Raw genomic sequence first — 19,216 nt, forward strand, 5'->3', positions numbered from 1 at the left:
GAAAGACATGAAATCATAGGAACAACATCAGGGGAATCCTGAATCTGGTCAGAGGCGACATGCTCTATCAGGCATTTAATCAACGCACGCCCCGAAACAGTAGAAGGAACATCTATGGCGAAAACGAGCAACAAACTGACCAACAACGACCTAAAAACCCTTGCAGTAGGCCAAGCAGCCTATGGCAGCAATCTGCGGGCCACCCGCAACAAATCTGGCATCACATTCCACGCCTGCTTTACCATTGACGGCAAACGCCACCTGCATCGCCTTGGCAACAGCAAGAACCTGAGCCTGACCGATGCCATCCGTGCCGCTGCTGAATATCGGGTGAAACAGGAACGCGAACACGAACTGCAGCGTGATGGCGGGGCAGAATCCGATATGACCCTGAACGAAGCCGTGCCGATGTATATGGATTATCTGCATCAATTCACGGCCAAACAGACTCGCTTCAAGGAAGGGCACTTTCGGAAGCATATCCTGCCTGAATTTGGTGAAGTGAAAATTCGTAAAATCAATAGCCATATGATGCAGAACTTCATTGGCAAGCTGCTGAACAAAGGGCTTCAACCAGCTTCAACAAATCGGATCAAGGCCACATTGGATGCGTTCTATAAGTATGCCATTCGGCAAAGCTGGGTGCAGCGGAAGCCTTACTCCATTGAAGCTCTTACCGAGGCACCAAAACGCAAGGGCCGCATCCCTAAATCACATCAGCAAGCAATGCTGGCGGCAGCAAAAAAACCAGATCAACACCCACTCATCTATTTGTTCCTGGTGATCGGTTTTGGTGTGGGGATGCGACACACCGAAATTCTCAACATTCGTTGGGAGAACATTGACTGGGAAACTGGTAGCATCTGGATGCCACAAACCAAGACCGGAGCCAGGGAGCAGCCAACGACCGAACTGATCATTCAAGAGCTGAAGAAATTGAAGCAGCAACGTAGTGCCGATGATGGATTTGTTTTCGCATCTGAAAAAAGCAAGAGTGGCCGAATTGATCGGATGCACAAGCCATTCAGCCGCGTGTGTAAAGCCGCTGGAGTACCGCAACATTACACACCGCACTTTATGCGGCACACTTGTGTTTCAGAGCTTGTTGCGGATGGCTGCACCGATCCTTTGGTGATGCACTTCACGGGCCATAAAACTGTGAAAATGGTTGCATACTATTCGCACTTGAAGGGCACAGAGGCCGAGGAAAGCATTCGTTCGCAACGGGGGCAGCTCTAGCCAACGAAGCATTCCGGCAACCGCAACGCCACGAGCCAGACAGATGTTCGGCACCCCGTCAATGGGGTGCCTTTTGATTCCATCATTGCTGAACGCTTGCCCTCACCGTGAAACACACGATGGACTTTACCGTAAAAAGACGAACGGAATGCACAAAATAAGCACAAAAGGATTGGTATAAGACTAAAGGTTTACCGCAACCCATCATAACTATCTGATACTCTTGATTTTTATGGTGCCCGGGGGCGGAATCGAACCACCGACACGAGGATTTTCAATCCACTGCTCTACCCCTGAGCTACCCGGGCACGGGAAGGCGTCTCGCCTTGGGTGTGGGCCTTCTATGCTGTGGGGCGGGCGGTGTCCAGAGGCTTTTTGAAAGAAATTTTTCAATGCCGGAACTGTGAGGGCTTTTCTCCGTAGGACCGCGATCTTTCGGTCTCTTCCAGCGCCTTTTCAATGTCTTCCGGGTCCCGGCTGGGGACCGCATAAGCGCCGTTCAGCCATTTCGCCAGATCAAGATCCGCGCAGCGCCGAGAGCAGAAGGGGCGGTAGGAGCGGGCGGTTTCCTCGCCACAGATCGGGCAGCTCATCGCAGAATCTCCCCCAGGGTCGGGCGGCCGCGTTTGCGTTGCAGTTCGAAGTGGCCCAGGTTGGTCCAGCCGACCAGAACCGTTTCTTCGCTGTCGGCGCGCAGCGCGGCCCGCAGAGTGGTTTCAAAGACGCGCCGGTCCTTTTTTGGCATCGGCGCCAGATCCAGCACGATTTGTCCGCCAAGTCCCCGAACACGCAGCGCCCGGGGCAAGTCTTTGGCGCAGGCCATGTTGGCCTTGAGGCCGGCCGCGAGGGAGGTATCGGTGCCGGTGTTGACATCGACGGCCACCAGTGCGCGTGTGGGTTCGATATAAAGGAACCCACCGCCCGGCAGCGGTTCGCGGATACCCTGGGCCTGGTCAAGCGCGTCCAGCACACCGTGGGTCTCAAAGCCGCCCGGAGTGCGTTCGACCTCGGCTGGTTCCACCCAGTCGCGCCATGCGCGGATATGGGGGCCGTCGCCTTCGGCGAGGGTTTCCACCTCGGTTCCGTGATCGTTCAAGACCTGATCGGCCAGGGCTGCCATGGCGGCGATATCCTCGGCCACCTCATCGGCATCCGCGCCCGCGCAGGCAGAGCGCAGGATCAGGCCGTAATCGGTGCCCTCCATGGCCAGATGGGCAACCTCCAGCAGGCGGTCACGCTCATCCTCGTCCCGGATCGAGCGGGAGATGTTCAGCCCCGGCGCATCGGGGGTGACGATGGCGTAGCGGCTTTTGAACAGCAGTTTTTGGGTGACCGGGATCGCCTTGCCCGGCTCGGCATAGCCGGTGACCTGCACCAGAAGCTGCTGGCCCGGGGCCATACCCTTAACCTGCCGCAGGAAGGCGGCGCCATCGGGAGTGTTGAGGAACATGCCGCCCTGGCCCTTGACCGGCCGGTCGGCGCGAGCGCGGTAGACGGTGCCGGGCACGGGGGCATCGCCATCGATCAGGAAATCCTCAAGCTTGCCATCGACCATCAGCGCGGCGGCCTCGTGGCCTTCGATGTGGTCCAGAACGATCGTGCGGCCCTTCATGCGGCGGCCTCCTTGTATAGTGGCCAGCCCGCGGCCTGCAGAAGATGGGCGGTTTCGCAGAGCGGCAGGCCGACGATCCCGGTAAAGGAGCCGTTGATCCAGGGGATGAGCGCCCCCGCTGGTCCCTGAATGGCATAGCCACCGGCCTTGCCCTGCCAGTCGTCACTGGCGAGATAGGCGTTCAGTTCCTCATCGCTGAGGCGCTTCATCTTGACCTGGCTGACCACGTCCTTTTGCCAGACCCTCTCGCCGCGGCGCACCGCGACCGAGGTGATGACCCGGTGACGGCGGCCAGACAGGGCCAGCAAGAATTCGGCGGCCTCTCCGGCATCAGCGGGTTTGCCCATGATTCGCCGTCCCATCGCGACGGTGGTATCGGCACAGAGCACAAAATCATCGGCCCCTGCTGGCACGGCTTGCACCTTTTCACGTGTCACGCGGGCGCAGTAATCGCGCGGCAGCTCACCCTTGTGAGGGGTCTCGTCAATATCCGGCGGGCGGACCGCGTCCGGGGTGACGCCAAGCTGTGCCAGCAGTTCCAGCCGCCGCGGGCTGCCAGATCCCAGAATGAATGCCATGAGGGGCCCTTTTATCTATACCGTGCCAATGCTGCCGTGGGCCCTTGTTTTAGGAGTAAACCCCCAAAAACAAAAGCCCGGCATCTGGGCCGGGCTTTGGTCATCAAGTCGGATCGGTCGCTTATTTGAAGCGGTAGTTGATCCGGCCCTTGGTCAGGTCATAGGGGGTCATTTCCACCTGAACCCGGTCGCCAGCCAGAACACGGATGCGGTTCTTGCGCATCTTGCCTGCCGTATGTGCGATGATCTCATGGCCGTTTTCCAGCTCGACCCGAAACGTCGCATTGGGCAGGAGTTCCTTCACGACACCGGGAAATTCGAGCGTATCTTCCTTGGCCATGTTCTCTCCATCATTGCGTTACCCCGTCAATCTGCGGGGATGAGCGCTTAAATGAGCCTATTTTCCCAATTTTTCAAGGGCGCAATCACGGCATGAGGCGAATTGTGCAGGTTTTTGTCCTGCTGTTCTGTTCGTCCCAGTGGCTGCGGTTACGGACGACCCCATTGCGACGGACCTCGGCGACCTGTGCGATGTCCACTTCGGCCAGGGTCCAGCCGGGCTGGTCCAGGGTGCCTTCGGCAAAGACGCCGGTCGCAGGGAAGCCGGTATCCGGCGGACCAAAGATGCCACCCATGCCGCATCCCACGTCAACCGATTCGGACCAGTCTGCCTGCCCCACGATTGAGGCCATGGCGGTGATGCACTGGTTTTCCAGCGCCCGCGACATGGCGCCGATACGCACCCGCCAATAGCCCGCCAGCGCCTCGGTACAGGAGGGAACAAGGATGATATCTGCCTCTTCCAGCGCCCGGCCCAGCAGGGGGAATTCGCTGTCATAGCAGATCAGCACGCCGATCTTGCCAAGCGCGGTGTCAAAAATCTTGAGCGGTCCGCCCCCGGTGACATTCCAGGGATCGCGCTCGAACATGGTCATGATCTGCTTGTCCTGATGCTCCCGCTCTCCGGTCGGCGCGTAGAACTCAGCGCGGTTCACCGGGCGCTCGAAACCGGCATTCACCGGGGCCGAGGCGCCGAGGATATGAACACCGTGTTCGGCGGCCAGTTTCAGGTGCAGCGCGGCGGCGTCCTCCATCCGATCCGATACGGCATGCAGGGACCGCTCCAGATCAAGGGCGGCGTCAGCGCCATCCAGCGTCGCCAGCTCCATCGCGCCATATTCGGGAAAGACCAGCAGGTCGGCGCCCTGTTTGGCGGCATCCCCGACCCATTTTGCCAGCTTGTCCTCGTATTGAGCCCAGCTGTCGAGCCAGTCGAGCGGGTAGGCGGCGGTGGCGATTTTCATGGGCAAGATCCCTTTTGTCTGGCGGGCATCCCGCCGGTCGTTTCAACGTGAGCCTAGAGTTCCCGGCTCCAGAATTGCAGCGCCTTTTTGCTTTCGGCGCTGTCGCCAACGTCTTTCCAGGTGAATTCGGCAAGGACGCCCGGCATCGGGCGGTAGCCGCGCTTTTGCCAGAATGCATCATTGCTGCGGTAATCTGCGGGGCGCAGCGGGTGATCCTCCGGGCGGATCACGCTGCAAAAGGCCGAAAGCCTGAAACCCAGGGTGCGGGCATGCGCTTCACGGTGGTCAAAGAAGGCATGGCCGATACCCTGTCCCCTGAACTCTGGCAGCAGCACGGATTCGGCGCAGTAGAAAACATCCTCGACAGGCAATTCGCCCTTTGAGATCTGCGTCGCATCGCCATGGCTGCTCAGCGGCATGCCCGTTGCCGCGCCGATCACACGTTCTTCGGATATAGCTGCCACCAGCACCGCATCGGGCGTGTCGCGGTAGCTACGCAGATAATGCTGCTCATAGGCTTCGTCCCCATCATAGAGATAGGGAAAGGCGCGGAACACTTCGATGCGCAGCCGTGCCAGATCAGGCAGGGCAGCCTCCAATGCCTCGCCAGAAAGCGCTTTGACCTTAACCGCCATCAGGCCGAGACCTGCGCCATCCAGTCAGAGAGGTTGTAATAGGTGGTGACGCGGGAGATCTTGCCGTCCTTCAGATCAAAGAAGGAGCCTGCAGGCAGACGGTAGCTCTGGCCGCGCGCCTCGGGCAGGCCCACGTCGGTTTCAAGGTACGTGCCGTTGACGATGTATTCGGCGGCGGCGCGGCTGCCGTCCGGGGTGGAAAACACCACCATGTCAGTTAGCTCCTCACGGTAGCAGCGGCTCATGTGGTCGCAGAACTCGGCGAATTTTTCCTTGCCAACGCGGATGTTGCCCTCGTTGACGTGATGGGCCACGTCGTCAGACAGGCAATCGATCATGCCTTGGGTGTCGCCTGCGTTGAAGGCCGCGAAATAGCGCGTGATGGTGTCGCTCATAACAGCTCCGTCGGTTCGCCCCAGCGGGCTTTCAGGTGTTGAATGATCTGGTCGCGGGTCTGCCGGTAGCTGTCCAGCTTGGCCTCGCGGGTTTCGCCAAGGCCGGTCGGATCCATGATCGGCCAGTATTCGACTTCGAGGTGAAAATAGCGGGTCAGCTCCAGCGCGCGGCGTTGGCTGGCAGGCGACAGGGCCACCACTAGATCAAAGGACGACAGATCATCGCCCCATTGCTCCATCTCGTCGAAAGAGCGCGACCGGTGGCGCGACAGTTCCACCCCAATTTCCTGGCAGACAGCGATGCAGAAGCCGTCGATTTCCATGTCGTTCTTGACGCCGACCGACTGCACGTAGGTCCCGGCGCCATAGAACTTCTTCATGATCCCCTCGGCCATGGGGGATCGGACCGCATTGTGGTCACAGCAGAACAGGATGGACTGCGGTAACTGCTCCACCCGTCAGCCTCCGAAATGCAGGACGCAGATCAGGGTGAACAGGCGGCGGGCGGTATCAGTGTCCACCTCGGCCTTGCCCTCCAGGCGTTCCTGAAGCACGCGGCTGCCTTCGTTGTGAATGCCGCGCCGGGCCATGTCGATGGTTTCGATCTGGCTGGGGGGCAGGGTCTTTACGGCGGTGAAATAGCTTTCGCAGATCTGGTAGTAATCCTTCACCACCTGCCGGAAGGGCGACAGCGACAGATGAAATTCCGCCGCCTTCTGCCCGTCTTCGGTGGTGATATCAAAGACCAGCCGTTTATCCCGGATCGCCAGCCCCAGATGATAGGGGCCGGGGGGGACAGCGCGCCCGTCACGGGCAGGCAGGGTAAAGGAGTTCTCCTCGATCAGGTCAAACAGCGCCACCTTGCGCTCCTGCTCGATCTCGGGGGTCGGGGGCGGCAGGTTGCTGTCGTCCAGCTCGATATGACTGATGCGGCTCATGGCGTGCGATCTCTTAACCGGGAATCGCATCCTCACTAGCCGATGGCGCGCGGCGCGGCAATCTTTTGAGGGCTGCCTTGCGCCGCGTCCGGCCGTGATCAGTCGTTCAGCGCGTTCAGACGCTGGGTGACGGACAGGCCGTGCGCCTCCAGGCTTTCGCTTTGCGCCAAGGTTTCTGCCGCCGGGCCGATGGCACGCAGCGCTTCGGGCGTCATCCGGGCCAGGGTGGTGCGTTTGAGGAAATCCATCACCGACAGGCCCGAAGAGAACCGCGCCGAGCGCGCCGTGGGCAGCACGTGGTTGGGGCCGCCGACGTAATCGCCGATGGCCTCGGGCGTGTATTGACCCAGGAAGATCGCCCCGGCGTGGATGGTCTTCTGGCTCAGTTCTTCGGGATCGCCGGTGCAGAGTTCCAGGTGCTCGGGCGCGATACGGTTCGACAAGTTTGCGGCCTCATCGAGATCGCGCACGGTGATTACCGCGCCGAAATCGCGCCAGCTGGCTCCGGCGATGGCGCGGCGCTCCAGTGTTTCAAGGCGCTTGTCCACGGCTTCGGCCACCGCGCGGCCAAAGGAGGCATCGTCGGTGATCAGGATCGACTGGGCGCTTTCGTCGTGTTCCGCCTGGCTCATCAGGTCCAGCGCGATCCAGTCGGGGTTGTTGTCCTTGTCGGCGATCACCAGGATTTCCGACGGCCCGGCGATCATGTCGATGCCCACCTTGCCGAAGACGCGGCGCTTGGCGGCGGCGACAAAGGCGTTGCCGGGGCCGGTGATTTTATCCACCGGCGCGATGCTTTCTGTGCCATAGGCCAGCGCCGCAATCGCCTGAGCGCCGCCGATGCGATAGATCTCATCCACCCCGGCCAGCCGCGCCGCCAGCAGCACCAGCGGGTTCAGCACCCCGTCGGGCGTGGGCACGGTGATGGCAAGACGCTCGACCCCGGCGACCTTGGCCGGAATGGCATTCATCAGCACCGAAGAGGGGTAAGAGGCCAGCCCGCCCGGTACATAGAGGCCTGCAGCAGAAACCGCAGACCAGCGCCAGCCAAGGATGGCTCCCGCCGGATCGGTCCATTGGGCATCTTCGGGCATCTGCCGTTCGTGATAGGCGCGGATGCGATCCGCTGCGAGTTCCAGCGCCGCCCGTTCCGCAGCAGGGACGCCTGCGATCGCGGCGGTCACTTCGGCCTCGGAAATTGCCAACTTGTCGGCGCTCAGCTCCAGCCGGTCGAACTTCGCTGTCAGGTCGATCAGGGCCGCATCGCCGCGGCTGCGTACATCGGCAATGATCTCCGCGACAGTGGCGTCCACGTCCGGGCTGTCTTCACGCTTGGCGCTCAGAAGCGCGGCAAAGGAAGCCTCGAAATTGGCATCAGAGGTATCAAGGAATACAGGCATCTGGTCACTCCGGCTGGTGCGACCGGGACATATAGAGCGAACCGCGCCGGGACAAGCCTTTGCCGCCGGGTGCAGCAGTTTGCCCTGCCGCAGCCCGCCGGGCAGCGGCGTCAGTCGTCGCCGTGATCGGGCGCCTTGCCGGAAGGCGCAGTATAGGGCCGGGTCACATCGCGGAGCGAAACATCGATGGCCTCGACAGAAAGACGGATGGCGCCATCGCCAGCAAGGGTCAGCACCAGATGGCCCGCGCCGTCTTCGCTGGGTTCAAAGGACAGCGACAGCAGCGACAGCACAAGATCCTTGTCGCTGCGGTCGACCCCTTGCGAGGCGACGCCCAGCACATTGTCGACCACCAGCAGCGATTGCACCCGCTCGTAAGCGCGGGCGCGCTTTTCGGCTGCGGCACGATCCTCCCAGCGGAACCGGTTGATCAGCAGCGCAAAGCGGTGCCGGGAGGCCTGCCAGCGCATTTCAGTGACCGGGAACACCGAATCCTGCACCAGGGCAGAAATGACCTTCAGGTCCTCTTCTTCCTGTGCGCCAAGGTTCAGCGGCGCCTCGCGGCCCTCTTCAAAGGTTGCGTCTGCCATCAGGTCCCCTTGATCCGTTCGATTTTTGCGCCAACGCCGGACAGTTTGCCCACAACATGTTCATAGCCCCGGTCCAGATGGTAGACCCGGTTCACTAGGGTTTCACCCTCGGCCGCGAGCCCTGCCAGAATCAAGGAGACCGAAGCGCGCAGATCGGTGGCCATCACCGGCGCGCCTTTCAGTTGTTCAACCCCGGTTACGGTGGCGGTGCCGCCCTGCACGTCGATGCGGGCGCCCATGCGGGTCAACTCCGGCGCGTGCATGAAGCGATTTTCGAAAATCTTTTCTTCCAGAACGCTGACCCCATCGGCGGTGCACATCAGCGCCATCATCTGCGCCTGCAGATCGGTCGGGAAACCGGGGAAGGGTTCTGTGGTCACATTGACCGCCTTCACCCTGTCGCCGCGGCGGCGCACTTTCAGGCCCGCGTCTGTTTCCTCGATGGCGACGCCTGCCTCGTCCAGCTTTTCGGCAAAAGCACCGACCAGATCCATGCGGCCGCCCAGCAGTTCGACTTCGCCGCCACAGATAACCGGTGCCAGCATATATGTGCCAAGCTCGATCCGGTCGGTTACCACCTGGTGGGTGGCGCCGTGCAGGCGGTCAACGCCCTGAACTTCGATTCGCGAGGTGCCGTCGCCTTCGATCTGGGCGCCCATCTTGCGCAGGCAATCGGCGAGATCCGAAATTTCCGGCTCCCGCGCGGCGTTGTTGATGACGGTGGTGCCCTTGGCCAGGGTCGCCGCCATCAGGATATTTTCAGTGGCCCCGACCGAGGCAAAGGCAAGATCGATCACCGCGCCTTTCAGTCCACCAGGCGCCTTGGCATGAAGATAGCCGTCGCGCAGGTCGATCTCGGCGCCAAGCGCCTCCAGCCCGTGAATATGCAGATCCATTGGGCGCGCACCGATGGCGCAGCCCCCCGGCAGCGACACCACCGCCTGACCCAGTCGGGCCAGCATCGGCCCCAGCACCAGATTCGACGCCCGCATTTTGCGCACGATGTCATAATCGGCCACGTGATTGTCGAGGTTGTGGCTCGACATGGCCTGCACCTGACCGTCCTGAAGCGCGGAAACCTCGGCGCCAAGGGATTGCAGCAGCTGGGTCATCGTCTTGATGTCGCTCAGCCGCGGTGCATTGGTCAGGGTCAGCGGTTCTTCGCTGAGCAGCGTTGCCGGCATCAGGGTAAGGCAGGCATTCTTTGCCCCCGCGATGGGGATCTGCCCCTGAAGGGGGCCATTGCCCGTTACCAGAATCGAATCCATCCGCTCTACCTTTCCGAACCGCCTGTTTGCTCGTCCTGTTTCCCGGCACGCGCCTTAGCCTGCGCCTTGCGGCGGGCCATGTTGGCCTTCAGGGCGGCCTTGAGGCGATCCTCGCGGGTGGTGGACTGAGCACTGGTTTTTGGTGATTTTTTATCTGCCATAAACCTTGTGTAACTTAGTGTGAAAAAACCGTCCAGAATGGTCTTGCGCCGCTCTGCGTTTATCCCTAAAAGCCCCCTCACCGGCGCTGCTGTAGCTCAGAGGTAGAGCACTCCCTTGGTAAGGGAGAGGTCGAGAGTTCAATTCTCTCCAGCAGCACCAGTAAACTTTCCCTGCAATATTTACCTGCTCTGGACCGATAATTCGGACCTGAGGACTTTGCCGTTTGGTCTGGCCGGATCTTGCTGTGTTTCTTGGATTCCTGCAGTGCCGACTGTGATTCGGATTGCGGTGCAGGTGGTGATTCCCGGCTGGCCGTCGCGATCCTCTGCGCATGATTCCCACAACCCGATCAAAACGGTTTGGTTACCGACAGATAGGCAAGACGGGGCCGGGGCAGGGAAGCTGATTCCTGTCCCGGGAGCCCCCTCACTCCCCGATAAAGCGACGCATAAGGTGGGCTTCTTGGCCGCGCATCAGGTCCTCGGCCACCTGCATGTGCGAGGCCATGATCTCGCGCGCCCGGTCTGCATCGCAGTTGCGCAGCGCCTCGACCAGTTGCAGCTGGTGTTTGCGGCCTTTGCGCCACAGCTCCACATTCGGCGGATCGTAAAGGCCGCGATACACGGTCAGATCGGTCAGGATCTGCGCCATGAAACCGATGACAAAGCCCAGAAGCCTGTTGTTGGCAAAATCGGACAGCCGCGCATGGAAGATGAGAGAGGCGATATGCTGCTCTTTCTCTTCTTCCGAAGATTTGGCCGGCTCGGGATAGCGTTCGGCAAGCTCCTGCAGTTCTGCCAGTTGTGCCTCGCTCAGCTTTCCGGCCAGGCTGGCGGCAAGTTCCGGCTCCAGCGCTCGGCGCATCTGATAGATGTCCGCCACCGACAGGTCCTGAAAGTAGAAATAATTCGCCAAGAGAGACCGGGCGCGTTCGGCAGAAACCTCGCCAACCATGCTGCCGCCACCGGGGCCGGTCTTGGTCACGATCAGGCCCTGCGCCTCAAGGATGCGCAGCGCCTCCCGCACGGTGCCCTTGGAGACGCCGAATTCCTCGATCATGGCGCTTTCGTTGGGCAGCTTGTCGCCCTTTTTCAGGTCACGCTCGACCACCCACTGCTTGATCTCTTCCGCGACCCTGACGGGGCGGGATTTCTTGGGTTTTGTGGGGGGCGTGTTGCTGCCGTCCATTCGGAACCTCTGTTTTTATCATTATAAAAATATAGACTTCATAGGGCGCCATGTGTAGTGCCTAATTTATCATTATAAATATGGAGGCCGGGATGGGTTGGGGTCAGATCGCGCAGAACCGTTTGGCAGAGATTGCGCAGTGCAGCGTCGATTCCGAAGGCGTTACGCGGTTTCCGTTCACCACCGAACATGGTGAGGCGGCCAAGATTATCCGCGCCTGGATGGAAGCTGCGGGGATGGCGGTGCGCTGGGATGCCGCAGGAACCCTGATCGGGCGCAAGGAAGGGCCCGCTGGGGCGCCGACCTTTCTGATCGGCTCGCATCAGGATTCGGTACGCAACGGTGGCCGTTACGATGGCATCATGGGTGTCGCTCTGGGATGTCTTGCAGTCGAAAAGCTGACAGCGGAGGGCACTGATCTGCCCTTCGCGGTTGAGGTTCTGGCCTTTGCGGATGAGGAAGGCGTGCGGTTTCCGACGGCGCTGATGGGGCCACGGGCTCTGGCGGGCACCTTTGATCCATCTGTTCTGGAGATGACCGACCGCAGCGGTGTATCGCTGCGGCAGGCGCTGGCAGATTTTGGTGGCGATCCGGACGGGGTGGCGGCGCTGCGGCGCGATCCGGCGGCAACCTTGGGGTATCTGGAGCTTCACATCGAACAGGGGCCGGTGCTGGAAGACGCGGATGTGGCGCTGGGCATTGTCACCGGCATCTGCGGGATCGAGCGCAACACGGTGACCTTTACCGGTGATACCGGCCATGCGGGCACGGTGCCCATGGCTGGGCGCCGGGATGCCTTGGTCGCGGCCTCGGAGTTTATTACCGAGGTTTTTGATGCCGCCAATGAGGTGGTGGACCTGCGCGCCACGGTGGGGGCCTTGTCGTTGCTTCCGAATGTTGTGAATGCAATCCCGCGTCAGGTTGAACTGACGCTGGAAATCCGGGCTCTGCAGGATGAAGCCCGTGAAGAGTTTGCCGCATTCGCGCAGGCGCTGGGACAGAAGATTGCCCAGAAACGCAATGCGGGCTTTGCGATGCACCGCACCTATGACCAGCCCGCAGTACCATGTGACGCGGGTCTGGTGACGGCGCTTGAAACATCAGTGCGACAGGGCTGCCCGACCGCGCCGCGGCTGCCATCGGGGGCGACGCATGATGCTTCGGCCATGGCAGATCTTTGTCCGATCTCGATGCTGTTTCTCCGCTGCAAGGATGGCGTCAGCCACAAACCGGAGGAATTTGCATCAGACGCCGACATGGCGGCCGCGATTGGGGCGGTTTCGACCTTTCTGACCTCCTTGCCTACTGGCGCGTGATCAGCGGGGGAACCTATTCCGGGCGGGGGCGATCCCCTCTCAGCACCTCGCCCAGACGCTGGAACACCTCGGCGCGGGCGGACCCTGACCGCCAGGCGAGAACGATCTGCCGGGGACAGGCATCGGGCAGATCGGTGAGTTGCACCTGACCCTTGGCGACCACACCGGCCTCCACCGCGAGGTTGGGCAATAGCGTGATCCCCAGCCCTTCGGACACCATCGCGATCAGCGTCGGCAGGCTGGTTGCGGCAAAATCATCTTGCTGGTTCGAGATTTTCCCGGGATAGGCCTCCAGCGCGTGGCGTTGCAGACAGTGGCCCTTTTCCAGCAGCATCAGATGGCCGGAGGTCAGTAGGGTCTCAGACCCTTTGCCCGGCGTTGCGGGGCTGCCCGGTGGTGTCGCCAGCTGATAGCCATCCTCGAACAGCGGCTCGATGCTCAGCGACCCGGTTTCAAAGGGCAGGGCGATCAGGATCAGGTCCAGCCGCCCGCTGTGCAGCCCGTCGATCAGGCTTTCGGTCAGTTCTTCGCGCAGGAACAGCCGCAGCTTTGGAAAGGTCTTGCGGATGTCTGGCAGGGTCTGCGGGATCAGGTAGGGGCCGATGGTGGGAATGACGCCAAGGCGCAGGTCGCCTTCAAACGGATTGCTGTGCGCCTGTGCCAGCACACGGATGTCCTCGGCATCTACCAGCAGCCTGCGGGCGCGGGCGACGATCTGTGACCCGACCTCGGTCAGCATCACGCTGCGCCGGGTACGTTCGAACAGGGTCACACCCAATTGCGCCTCAAGCTCCTGTATCCCCGCGCTTAGCGTGGGTTGGGTCACGAAACAGATCTCGGCCGCGCGGGAAAAGTTCAGCTCGTCCGCGAGTGCGATCAGAAAGCGAAGCTGGCGCAGGGTGAACATTTATAGATCCTCTCTATAACTGATGAATAAATATTCAATTTCACAAATATATGGCAAGGCCCCATCTTCAGATCATCGAAACGACCTGCTCAGGAGATGACAGATGACCGACCAGATTGCACCCACAGGCCCTCGCCTCAATGAAGCTGCCCCGGCGTTTGATGCGCTGACCACCCATGGTCAGAAAACGCTGGAGGATTATCGTGGGAAATGGCTGATCCTGTTCTCGCACCCGGCGGATTTTACGCCGGTCTGCACCACCGAATTCATTGCCTTTGCCAAGAAGCAGGATGAGTTCGCCGCGTTGAACACCGAACTGCTGGGCCTTTCGATCGACAGCCACTACAGCCACATCGCCTGGATGCTGAACATCAAGGAAAAGTTCGGCGTTGAGATCGGGTTTCCGATCATTGCCGACCTCAACATGGCAGTGGCGCAGGCCTATGGCATGATCCAGCCGGGGGCCTCGGACACCGCTGCGGTTCGCGCCACCTTCCTGATCGACCCCGAGGGCGTGCTGCGTGCGATGGTCTATTACCCGATGACCGCGGGCCGGTCCGTGGACGAAATCCACCGCCTGTTGGTGGCGCTGCAAACCGCGGGTGAGAATAAATGCGCCATGCCCGAGAACTGGACTCCCGGCGATCCGGTGATCGTGCCGACGCCCGCGACGCCCGATGCTGCCATGGCTCGTATCGAAGAGGGCTATGACACGGTCGATTGGTACTTCTCGACCCGTAGCCTTTGATCGGCTTCGAACGTGAAATCCAGCCCGGTGGCCAGAACATGCCGCCGGGCTGAACATCCCGCGTAGAAAACCCCAAGACTTAGGAGACACTCCCATGCAAAACCCTGTTGTGAAAGCCTTCTGGGATCAGCCCACTGGAAGCTGGCAGTATGTGTTCCACGATCCGGCGACCATGAAGGGCGCCATTATCGACCCGGTGCTGGACTTCGATCCGCTGTCTGGTGCTACCAGCTCTGCCAATGCTCAGCGCCTGCTGGATTACGTGCAGGCGACGGGTATCGATCTGGTTTGGATCCTCGACACGCATCCCCATGCCGACCACTTTTCCGCCGCGCAGTGGCTGAAGGCCCGGACCGGCGCGCCCACCGCGATTGGGGAAAAGGTCGTCGGGGTGCAGAAACTGTGGAAGGAAATCTATAACCTGCCTGACGATTTCCCGACCGATGGCAGCCAGTGGGACCACCTGTTTACCGATGGAGAGACCTTTAATGTCGGCGAGGTGCCGGTCCGGGTGATGTTCTCACCGGGGCACACGCTGGCCTCGGTCACCTATGTGGCAGGCGACGCGGCCTTTGTGCATGACACGCTGATGATGCCCGATAGCGGAACCTCCCGCGCGGATTTTCCCGGCGGCAGTTCAAAGGCGCTGTTCGACAGCATTCACGATATCCTTGCGCTGCCCGATGACACCCGCGTCTTTGTCGGCCACGATTACGCCCCCAAAGGGCGCGCCGCGCAATGCGTTGCCACGGTGGCCGAGCATAAGGCGGCGAATATCCATCTGAAGGACGCCCCCGGCGAAGCGGAGTATCGCAGCCTGCGAGATGCGCGTGATGCCACATTGCCGTTGCCACGGCTGATGCTGGCGGCGCTGCAGGTCAACATTCGCGGCGGGCGCCTGCCCGCGCCCGAAGGGAATGGCCATTCCTACCTGAAACTGCCGCTGGATCAGTTCGAACCTCGCTAAGGTGTTCAGCCGCCCTGGCCCAGTTCCGCGCCGCATTGTGCGGGTGGGGCCGGGTGCATCGCCAGAAGCTTGGCAAGACCGCAATTGCCGCGCACCAGGTCCTCCAGCGTCACCATGTCGAGTTCATGGTAGAACGCTCCCAGGGCGCGCTCCAGATAGCTGCGCAGGCGACAGGTCTCGGTCAGCGGGCAGCTGTTGTGCTCGGCATCGAAACACTCGGCAAAGGGAATGTCGGCCTCGAACAGGCGGAACATCGTGCCGATGGAGATCTGGTCGGCCGCGCGCGCAAGGCGAATGCCACCGGTGCGACCGCGTAGGGTGGTCAGGAACCCCTCGGCATGCAGGCGCTGCACCACATGGGCGGCGTGATTGGTCGAACAGTTACACAATTCGGAGATCTCGGCGGTTCGAAGCAGCCGGTCCCCGTTGGTCGCACAGGCCATCAGAATGCGCGCAGCCAGGTTGGTGCGGGTTGTCAGTCTCATCGGCGCTCCCGGTGTTTGGCCCTTGGGTTGGTATATTTGTTACACCGGCCATTCGGATTTTGTCTTGCGCCAGATCAAATCACCATCCCGTTACCTTGGATAAAGTCATATTCAAAATGCGGGTTAATCCGGAGTTCTCCGTGAGATTGCAGACTGCCTCTTCCATCCGGGGCGAGGGCCTTGGCACACTGCTGAGCCTTGCCGCATCGCTGACATGGCTGGCCGCTGCTGCGGTAATCGCTTGGTCGCTGGCGGCTTTGCTGACGGATCCTGCGGTGCTGTCACCCGTTCTTATGGCGACGAGTTTCTTCGCGCTGGCCGCGCTGCGGGCTGCGCTGTCCGCCATGTCGGATCGCTGCCTTGCCGAGGCTGCCGATGCGCGGATCGATGTCCTGCGGCAGGAGATCGCGACGGTTGAGGCGCAAAGCACACAGCCCTCTGCCCTTGGCGGGCCGGGCGCGCTGGCTGCGCTGGCCGGGGAGAAACTGGAGGCGCTGCGCCCCTATCTCATGCGCTATCGCCCGGCGCGGATGCGTTCGGCGGTGATGCCGCTGGTGATCTTCGGCATCGCGGTCTGGCACAGCTGGGCGGTGGCGCTGGTCCTGCTGCTGGCCGGGCCTTTGATCCCGGTCTTCATGGCGCTTGTGGGCTGGGCGGCCAAATCAGCCAGCGAACGGCAGATGGTGGAGATTGGTCAGCTCAGCGATCTGCTGGTGGACCGGCTGGCGGCACTGTCGGATCTGCGCCTGATCGGGGCCGGGCCGCAGATGGTCGATGGCTTCGCCCGCGCCACGGAAGACCTGCGGGAGCGGACGATGTCCGTGCTGCGGATCGCCTTCCTGTCCTCCACGGTGCTGGAGCTGTTTTCGGCGCTGGGCGTGGCGATGGTTGCGATCTGGGTCGGCTTTTCACTGCTGGGGGAACTCAGCTGGGGCGCCTGGGGGGCGGCGCTGTCTCCGGCGGCGGGGATCTACCTTCTGTTGCTGGCGCCCGAATTTTTCCAGCCTCTGCGGGATCTTGCGGCCGCCTGGCATGATCGTGCCGCAGCCGAGGCGGTGCAGGATGAAATCGCCGGATGGCGCGCCGAAGACCGCCCGGTGCGAGTGGGGCAGGGCGGTGGTGTCGCTGCTTTGACCCCTCAGCCCGTTCTGCGGCTGTCGGGCGTGGTGCATCGCGGCATTGCCTATCCCGAACTTTCCATCGTCCCCGGAGAGACTGTCGCTCTCACCGGTCCAAGTGGCTGCGGCAAGTCCACCCTTTTGCGACTGCTGGCAGGGCTGGAGCAGCCGGATCAGGGCGCGGTCCTTCTGGATGGGCAACCGCTGGATGACAGCAACGCGGCGGCGTGGCGGGCGTCGCTCGGCTGGATGCCTCAGGCGCCGCATTTCCTCAATCGCAGCCTGCGCTACAACATCGCCTTTGGCGCGCCGCTGGAGCCCGGCCTTCTGGACGCCGCCCAGTTGGCGCAGGTGCTGAAGGCGCTGCCAAAGGGCGATCTGTCTTTACTTGGAGAGCGCGGTGCGGGTCTGTCGGGCGGAGAGGCGCGGCGGGTGACGCTGGCGCGCGCCATGCAGGGCGCACCGGGGCTGATCATCGCGGATGAACCAACCGCGGATCTGGACGCCGCAACCGCAAAGGCCATCACCGATGGGTTGATGCGCTTTGCGCAGACGGGCGGCACGCTGATCATAGCCACGCATGATCCGGCGCTGGCTGCACGTCTGGACCGGCAGATCACCCTTGCCCAGCCGGAGGATCCGTCATGAGGGATCTGATACGCTTGCTCCGGATCATCCTGCGGGCAGAGCGCCGCAGCCTGCTGCGCGGACTGGCGCTGTCTGTGGTCGTTCTGGCCATGGGCGTCGCGCTCCTGGGGCTTTCGGGCTGGTTCATCACCGCAGCGGCGGCAGCGGGCATGGCTGGGATTGGCATCCTGTTCAACGTCTTTGCCCCCTCGGCTATGGTGCGCTTTCTGGCGCTGGGGCGGACCGCCGCCCGCTACGGAGAGCGGGTGCTGACCCATGATGCGACCCTTCGGGCGCTGTCGGTGCTGCGGGTTCGGTTGCTGACGGGGCTGCTGCACAGCCCGCACCGGCATCTGGAACGAATGCGCGCCAATGCTTTCCTCAACCGGGTGACGGCGGATACAGATGCGCTGGATGGGGCGCTGTTGCGGCTGATGCTGCCCGCGCTGGCTGGTTGGGCCGTGATCCTGCTCAGCACGGTTCTGCTGTGGGTGCTGGAGCACCCGGCGCTGGCACTGACCATCGGGGGCGGCTACCTGCTGCTGCCGACTGGGGTGTTCCTGCTGGGGCAGAAACTGGCGACAAAACCAGCGCGGCGGGCTGAGGCTGCGATGCAGGCAGGCCGCAGCCGGTTGATCGACCTGATCGCCGGGCGCGATGATCTGACCGTATATGGTCAGATCGGGGTCGCCACCGATGCGGTCCTTTCTGCCTTTTCGCGGCATGGTGCAGCACGCGCGCGGCTTGATAGGACCGAGCGGCGCGCCGGAGCGTTTCTGGATCTGACTGCTGCGGCAATGACGGCGCTGGCCCTCGGGATGGGCATGGCGCTGGTGCAGCAGGGCAGCATCACGGCCGCCGAAGCGGCGATCGCCATCTTCGCGGCGTTGGCCCTTGGCGAAACGGTAGCGCCGGTGCGGCGCGCGCTGGCCGAGATTGGCCGGATGACGCAGGCCGCGCGGCGTATCCTGCCCTCCGTCGAAACCGAGATCACATCCAGTCAGGCATCTATCCCGGCTCCATCCGGCTCTCTCACCTTCGACGCTGTAGCGCTGAAAAGGGGGCAGGGCGGGATGGTCTTTGCCCCGCTCAGCCTGACGGTTGCACCCGGCGAAACGGTTGTGCTGCAGGGCCCCAGCGGCAGCGGCAAAAGCACCGCCTTGCTGCTGGCGGCAGGCGCGCTGACACCTTCGGCTGGAACAGTGCGGTTCGGCGGTCTCGATCCGGCGCAGCTGCCGCTGGAAACACGCACGCATAGCATCGCCCTGGTGCCGCAGCGCCATTCTTTGATCGCGGGCAGCGTGGCCGAGAACTTGCGGCTTGCTGCGCCGAACGCCCCGGACGCCGAGCTGTGGCAGGCGCTGGAGGCGACCCAGCTGTCGCATACCCTGCGGCAGCGCGAGGGGCTGGACACCCGGCTTGGCTTTCGCGGGGCGGGTCTGTCGGGCGGCGAGGCACGGCGGTTGGTTCTGGCCCGGGCGATTCTGCGCAGGCCGCGCCTTCTGCTGCTGGATGAGCCGAGCGAAGGGCTGGACGCCGCAACCGCGCGCGCCGTGATGACCGGTCTGCGCCGCGCCTGTCCCGATGCGGCTTTTCTGATCGCGGGGCACCGCAGCGCAGAAACGGAAGGCGCTGACCGCTGTGTCGAGGTTATTCGCAATTAAATCTGCATCTAAGATTGGAAATTTGATCTGCGTCAAAGTTATATTGCAAATATAGAATATGAAGTTTGAAAATCC

At 62.1% G+C, this 19,216-nt stretch carries 21 protein-coding genes and 2 tRNA genes; 7 read left to right on the forward strand and 16 right to left on the reverse strand.

The annotated features are described in order from the left end of the window. The first annotated feature begins 114 nt into the window (after positions 1-114). Positions 115-1,239, forward strand: a complete 1,125-nt coding sequence (locus C6W91_RS06675) for a tyrosine-type recombinase/integrase (protein ID WP_370570591.1) — start codon at positions 115-117, stop codon at positions 1,237-1,239. 233 nt (positions 1,240-1,472) lie between these two features. Here C6W91_RS06675 and C6W91_RS06680 read toward each other — a convergent pair. The 13 genes from C6W91_RS06680 to murA form a co-directional block, all read right to left on the reverse strand. Further along, a tRNA-Phe gene (locus C6W91_RS06680) sits at positions 1,473-1,547 on the reverse strand. 81 nt (positions 1,548-1,628) lie between these two features. Next, the gene (locus C6W91_RS06685; protein ID WP_370570592.1) at positions 1,629-1,832 is read right to left on the reverse strand and encodes a DNA gyrase inhibitor YacG; all 204 of its coding nucleotides are present in this window, start codon (positions 1,830-1,832) and stop codon (positions 1,629-1,631) included. Next, positions 1,829-2,851, reverse strand: coding sequence for a ribonuclease E/G (locus tag C6W91_RS06690; RefSeq protein ID WP_370570593.1), 1,023 nt, complete (start codon positions 2,849-2,851; stop codon positions 1,829-1,831). The genes C6W91_RS06685 and C6W91_RS06690 overlap by 4 nt, the downstream gene beginning before the upstream one ends. After that, complete coding sequence (locus tag C6W91_RS06695) at positions 2,848-3,429, reverse strand: nucleoside triphosphate pyrophosphatase (RefSeq protein ID WP_370570594.1); 582 nt, start codon at positions 3,427-3,429, stop codon at positions 2,848-2,850. The genes C6W91_RS06690 and C6W91_RS06695 overlap by 4 nt, the downstream gene beginning before the upstream one ends. A 121-nt stretch (positions 3,430-3,550) precedes the next feature. Beyond that, entirely contained in the window at positions 3,551-3,769 is a 219-nt protein-coding gene (gene infA, locus C6W91_RS06700; protein WP_005620785.1) for a translation initiation factor IF-1, read from the reverse strand. A gap of 85 nt (positions 3,770-3,854) precedes the next feature. Further along, entirely contained in the window at positions 3,855-4,733 is an 879-nt protein-coding gene (locus C6W91_RS06705) for a carbon-nitrogen hydrolase family protein (protein ID WP_347510679.1), read from the reverse strand. Positions 4,734-4,786: 53 nt separating this feature from the next. Beyond that, positions 4,787-5,368, reverse strand: coding sequence for an N-acetyltransferase family protein (locus tag C6W91_RS06710; RefSeq protein ID WP_370570595.1), 582 nt, complete (start codon positions 5,366-5,368; stop codon positions 4,787-4,789). Beyond that, positions 5,368-5,763 (reverse strand): ketosteroid isomerase-related protein, encoded by a 396-nt coding sequence (locus C6W91_RS06715; protein WP_274827515.1) that lies wholly within the window; start codon positions 5,761-5,763, stop codon positions 5,368-5,370. Before C6W91_RS06715 ends, C6W91_RS06710 begins: the two co-directional genes overlap by 1 nt. Then, on the reverse strand, positions 5,760-6,218 hold the full coding sequence (locus C6W91_RS06720; protein ID WP_065272407.1) for a low molecular weight phosphatase family protein: 459 nt from the start codon (positions 6,216-6,218) through the stop codon (positions 5,760-5,762). Before C6W91_RS06720 ends, C6W91_RS06715 begins: the two co-directional genes overlap by 4 nt. Before the next feature lie 3 nt (positions 6,219-6,221). Then, on the reverse strand, positions 6,222-6,701 hold the full coding sequence (locus C6W91_RS06725) for a UPF0262 family protein (protein WP_065272408.1): 480 nt from the start codon (positions 6,699-6,701) through the stop codon (positions 6,222-6,224). 98 nt (positions 6,702-6,799) lie between these two features. Further along, complete coding sequence (gene hisD, locus C6W91_RS06730; protein ID WP_274827516.1) at positions 6,800-8,101, reverse strand: histidinol dehydrogenase; 1,302 nt, start codon at positions 8,099-8,101, stop codon at positions 6,800-6,802. Between the two features lie 110 nt (positions 8,102-8,211). Continuing rightward, entirely contained in the window at positions 8,212-8,691 is a 480-nt protein-coding gene (locus C6W91_RS06735) for a DUF2948 family protein (RefSeq protein WP_370570596.1), read from the reverse strand. Beyond that, the gene (gene murA / locus C6W91_RS06740; protein ID WP_370570597.1) at positions 8,691-9,959 is read right to left on the reverse strand and encodes a UDP-N-acetylglucosamine 1-carboxyvinyltransferase; all 1,269 of its coding nucleotides are present in this window, start codon (positions 9,957-9,959) and stop codon (positions 8,691-8,693) included. The genes C6W91_RS06735 and murA overlap by 1 nt, the downstream gene beginning before the upstream one ends. 246 nt (positions 9,960-10,205) lie before the next feature. Here murA and C6W91_RS06745 point away from each other — a divergent pair. Then, positions 10,206-10,280: transfer RNA gene (locus tag C6W91_RS06745), tRNA-Thr, on the forward strand. A 267-nt stretch (positions 10,281-10,547) separates the two neighbouring features. Here C6W91_RS06745 and C6W91_RS06750 read toward each other — a convergent pair. After that, positions 10,548-11,309 carry a FadR/GntR family transcriptional regulator gene (locus C6W91_RS06750; RefSeq protein ID WP_274831482.1) on the reverse strand — a complete coding sequence of 254 codons (762 nt, stop codon included), beginning with the start codon at positions 11,307-11,309 and terminating at the stop codon, positions 10,548-10,550. A 92-nt stretch (positions 11,310-11,401) separates the two neighbouring features. On the opposite strand from C6W91_RS06750, the gene C6W91_RS06755 reads away from it, so the two are divergent. Continuing rightward, the gene (locus C6W91_RS06755) at positions 11,402-12,625 is read left to right on the forward strand and encodes a M20 family metallo-hydrolase (RefSeq protein ID WP_370570598.1); all 1,224 of its coding nucleotides are present in this window, start codon (positions 11,402-11,404) and stop codon (positions 12,623-12,625) included. 13 nt (positions 12,626-12,638) lie between these two features. On the opposite strand, the gene C6W91_RS06760 is transcribed toward C6W91_RS06755, so the two are convergent. Continuing rightward, complete coding sequence (locus C6W91_RS06760) at positions 12,639-13,532, reverse strand: LysR substrate-binding domain-containing protein (protein WP_368999354.1); 894 nt, start codon at positions 13,530-13,532, stop codon at positions 12,639-12,641. A gap of 103 nt (positions 13,533-13,635) precedes the next feature. Between C6W91_RS06760 and C6W91_RS06765 the strand changes: the two genes are divergently transcribed. Beyond that, the gene (locus C6W91_RS06765) at positions 13,636-14,280 is read left to right on the forward strand and encodes a peroxiredoxin (RefSeq protein WP_274831479.1); all 645 of its coding nucleotides are present in this window, start codon (positions 13,636-13,638) and stop codon (positions 14,278-14,280) included. 94 nt (positions 14,281-14,374) lie between these two features. Continuing rightward, on the forward strand, positions 14,375-15,247 hold the full coding sequence (locus C6W91_RS06770; protein WP_370570599.1) for an MBL fold metallo-hydrolase: 873 nt from the start codon (positions 14,375-14,377) through the stop codon (positions 15,245-15,247). Between the two features lie 5 nt (positions 15,248-15,252). On the opposite strand, the gene C6W91_RS06775 is transcribed toward C6W91_RS06770, so the two are convergent. Then, the gene (locus C6W91_RS06775; protein WP_065272416.1) at positions 15,253-15,732 is read right to left on the reverse strand and encodes an Rrf2 family transcriptional regulator; all 480 of its coding nucleotides are present in this window, start codon (positions 15,730-15,732) and stop codon (positions 15,253-15,255) included. Positions 15,733-15,872: 140 nt separating this feature from the next. On the opposite strand from C6W91_RS06775, the gene C6W91_RS06780 reads away from it, so the two are divergent. Together C6W91_RS06780 and C6W91_RS06785 are read left to right on the forward strand one after the other, a co-directional pair. Continuing rightward, on the forward strand, positions 15,873-17,498 hold the full coding sequence (locus C6W91_RS06780) for an ABC transporter ATP-binding protein/permease (RefSeq protein ID WP_370570600.1): 1,626 nt from the start codon (positions 15,873-15,875) through the stop codon (positions 17,496-17,498). After that, the gene (locus C6W91_RS06785) at positions 17,495-19,141 is read left to right on the forward strand and encodes an amino acid ABC transporter ATP-binding/permease protein (RefSeq protein ID WP_370570601.1); all 1,647 of its coding nucleotides are present in this window, start codon (positions 17,495-17,497) and stop codon (positions 19,139-19,141) included. The genes C6W91_RS06780 and C6W91_RS06785 overlap by 4 nt, the downstream gene beginning before the upstream one ends. Positions 19,142-19,216 lie beyond the last annotated feature (75 nt).

The sequence above is a fragment of the Phaeobacter sp. SYSU ZJ3003 genome, from assembly GCF_041300735.1.
GTDB classification, from domain to species: domain Bacteria; phylum Pseudomonadota; class Alphaproteobacteria; order Rhodobacterales; family Rhodobacteraceae; genus Phycobacter; species Phycobacter gallaeciensis_A.

Coding starts and splice junctions, on each gene's coding strand:
- C6W91_RS06675 (WP_370570591.1), top strand. CDS start 115: ATGGCGAAAACGAGCAACAAACTGACCAACAACGACCTAAAAACCCTT.
- C6W91_RS06685 (WP_370570592.1), bottom strand. CDS start 1,832: ATGAGCTGCCCGATCTGTGGCGAGGAAACCGCCCGCTCCTACCGCCCC.
- C6W91_RS06690 (WP_370570593.1), bottom strand. CDS start 2,851: ATGAAGGGCCGCACGATCGTTCTGGACCACATCGAAGGCCACGAGGCC.
- C6W91_RS06695 (WP_370570594.1), bottom strand. CDS start 3,429: ATGGCATTCATTCTGGGATCTGGCAGCCCGCGGCGGCTGGAACTGCTG.
- infA (WP_005620785.1), bottom strand. CDS start 3,769: ATGGCCAAGGAAGATACGCTCGAATTTCCCGGTGTCGTGAAGGAACTC.
- C6W91_RS06705 (WP_347510679.1), bottom strand. CDS start 4,733: ATGAAAATCGCCACCGCCGCCTACCCGCTCGACTGGCTCGACAGCTGG.
- C6W91_RS06710 (WP_370570595.1), bottom strand. CDS start 5,368: ATGGCGGTTAAGGTCAAAGCGCTTTCTGGCGAGGCATTGGAGGCTGCC.
- C6W91_RS06715 (WP_274827515.1), bottom strand. CDS start 5,763: ATGAGCGACACCATCACGCGCTATTTCGCGGCCTTCAACGCAGGCGAC.
- C6W91_RS06725 (WP_065272408.1), bottom strand. CDS start 6,701: ATGAGCCGCATCAGTCATATCGAGCTGGACGACAGCAACCTGCCGCCC.
- hisD (WP_274827516.1), bottom strand. CDS start 8,101: ATGCCTGTATTCCTTGATACCTCTGATGCCAATTTCGAGGCTTCCTTT.
- C6W91_RS06735 (WP_370570596.1), bottom strand. CDS start 8,691: ATGGCAGACGCAACCTTTGAAGAGGGCCGCGAGGCGCCGCTGAACCTT.
- murA (WP_370570597.1), bottom strand. CDS start 9,959: ATGGATTCGATTCTGGTAACGGGCAATGGCCCCCTTCAGGGGCAGATC.
- C6W91_RS06750 (WP_274831482.1), bottom strand. CDS start 11,309: ATGGACGGCAGCAACACGCCCCCCACAAAACCCAAGAAATCCCGCCCC.
- C6W91_RS06755 (WP_370570598.1), top strand. CDS start 11,402: ATGGGTTGGGGTCAGATCGCGCAGAACCGTTTGGCAGAGATTGCGCAG.
- C6W91_RS06760 (WP_368999354.1), bottom strand. CDS start 13,532: ATGTTCACCCTGCGCCAGCTTCGCTTTCTGATCGCACTCGCGGACGAG.
- C6W91_RS06765 (WP_274831479.1), top strand. CDS start 13,636: ATGACCGACCAGATTGCACCCACAGGCCCTCGCCTCAATGAAGCTGCC.
- C6W91_RS06770 (WP_370570599.1), top strand. CDS start 14,375: ATGCAAAACCCTGTTGTGAAAGCCTTCTGGGATCAGCCCACTGGAAGC.
- C6W91_RS06775 (WP_065272416.1), bottom strand. CDS start 15,732: ATGAGACTGACAACCCGCACCAACCTGGCTGCGCGCATTCTGATGGCC.
- C6W91_RS06785 (WP_370570601.1), top strand. CDS start 17,495: ATGAGGGATCTGATACGCTTGCTCCGGATCATCCTGCGGGCAGAGCGC.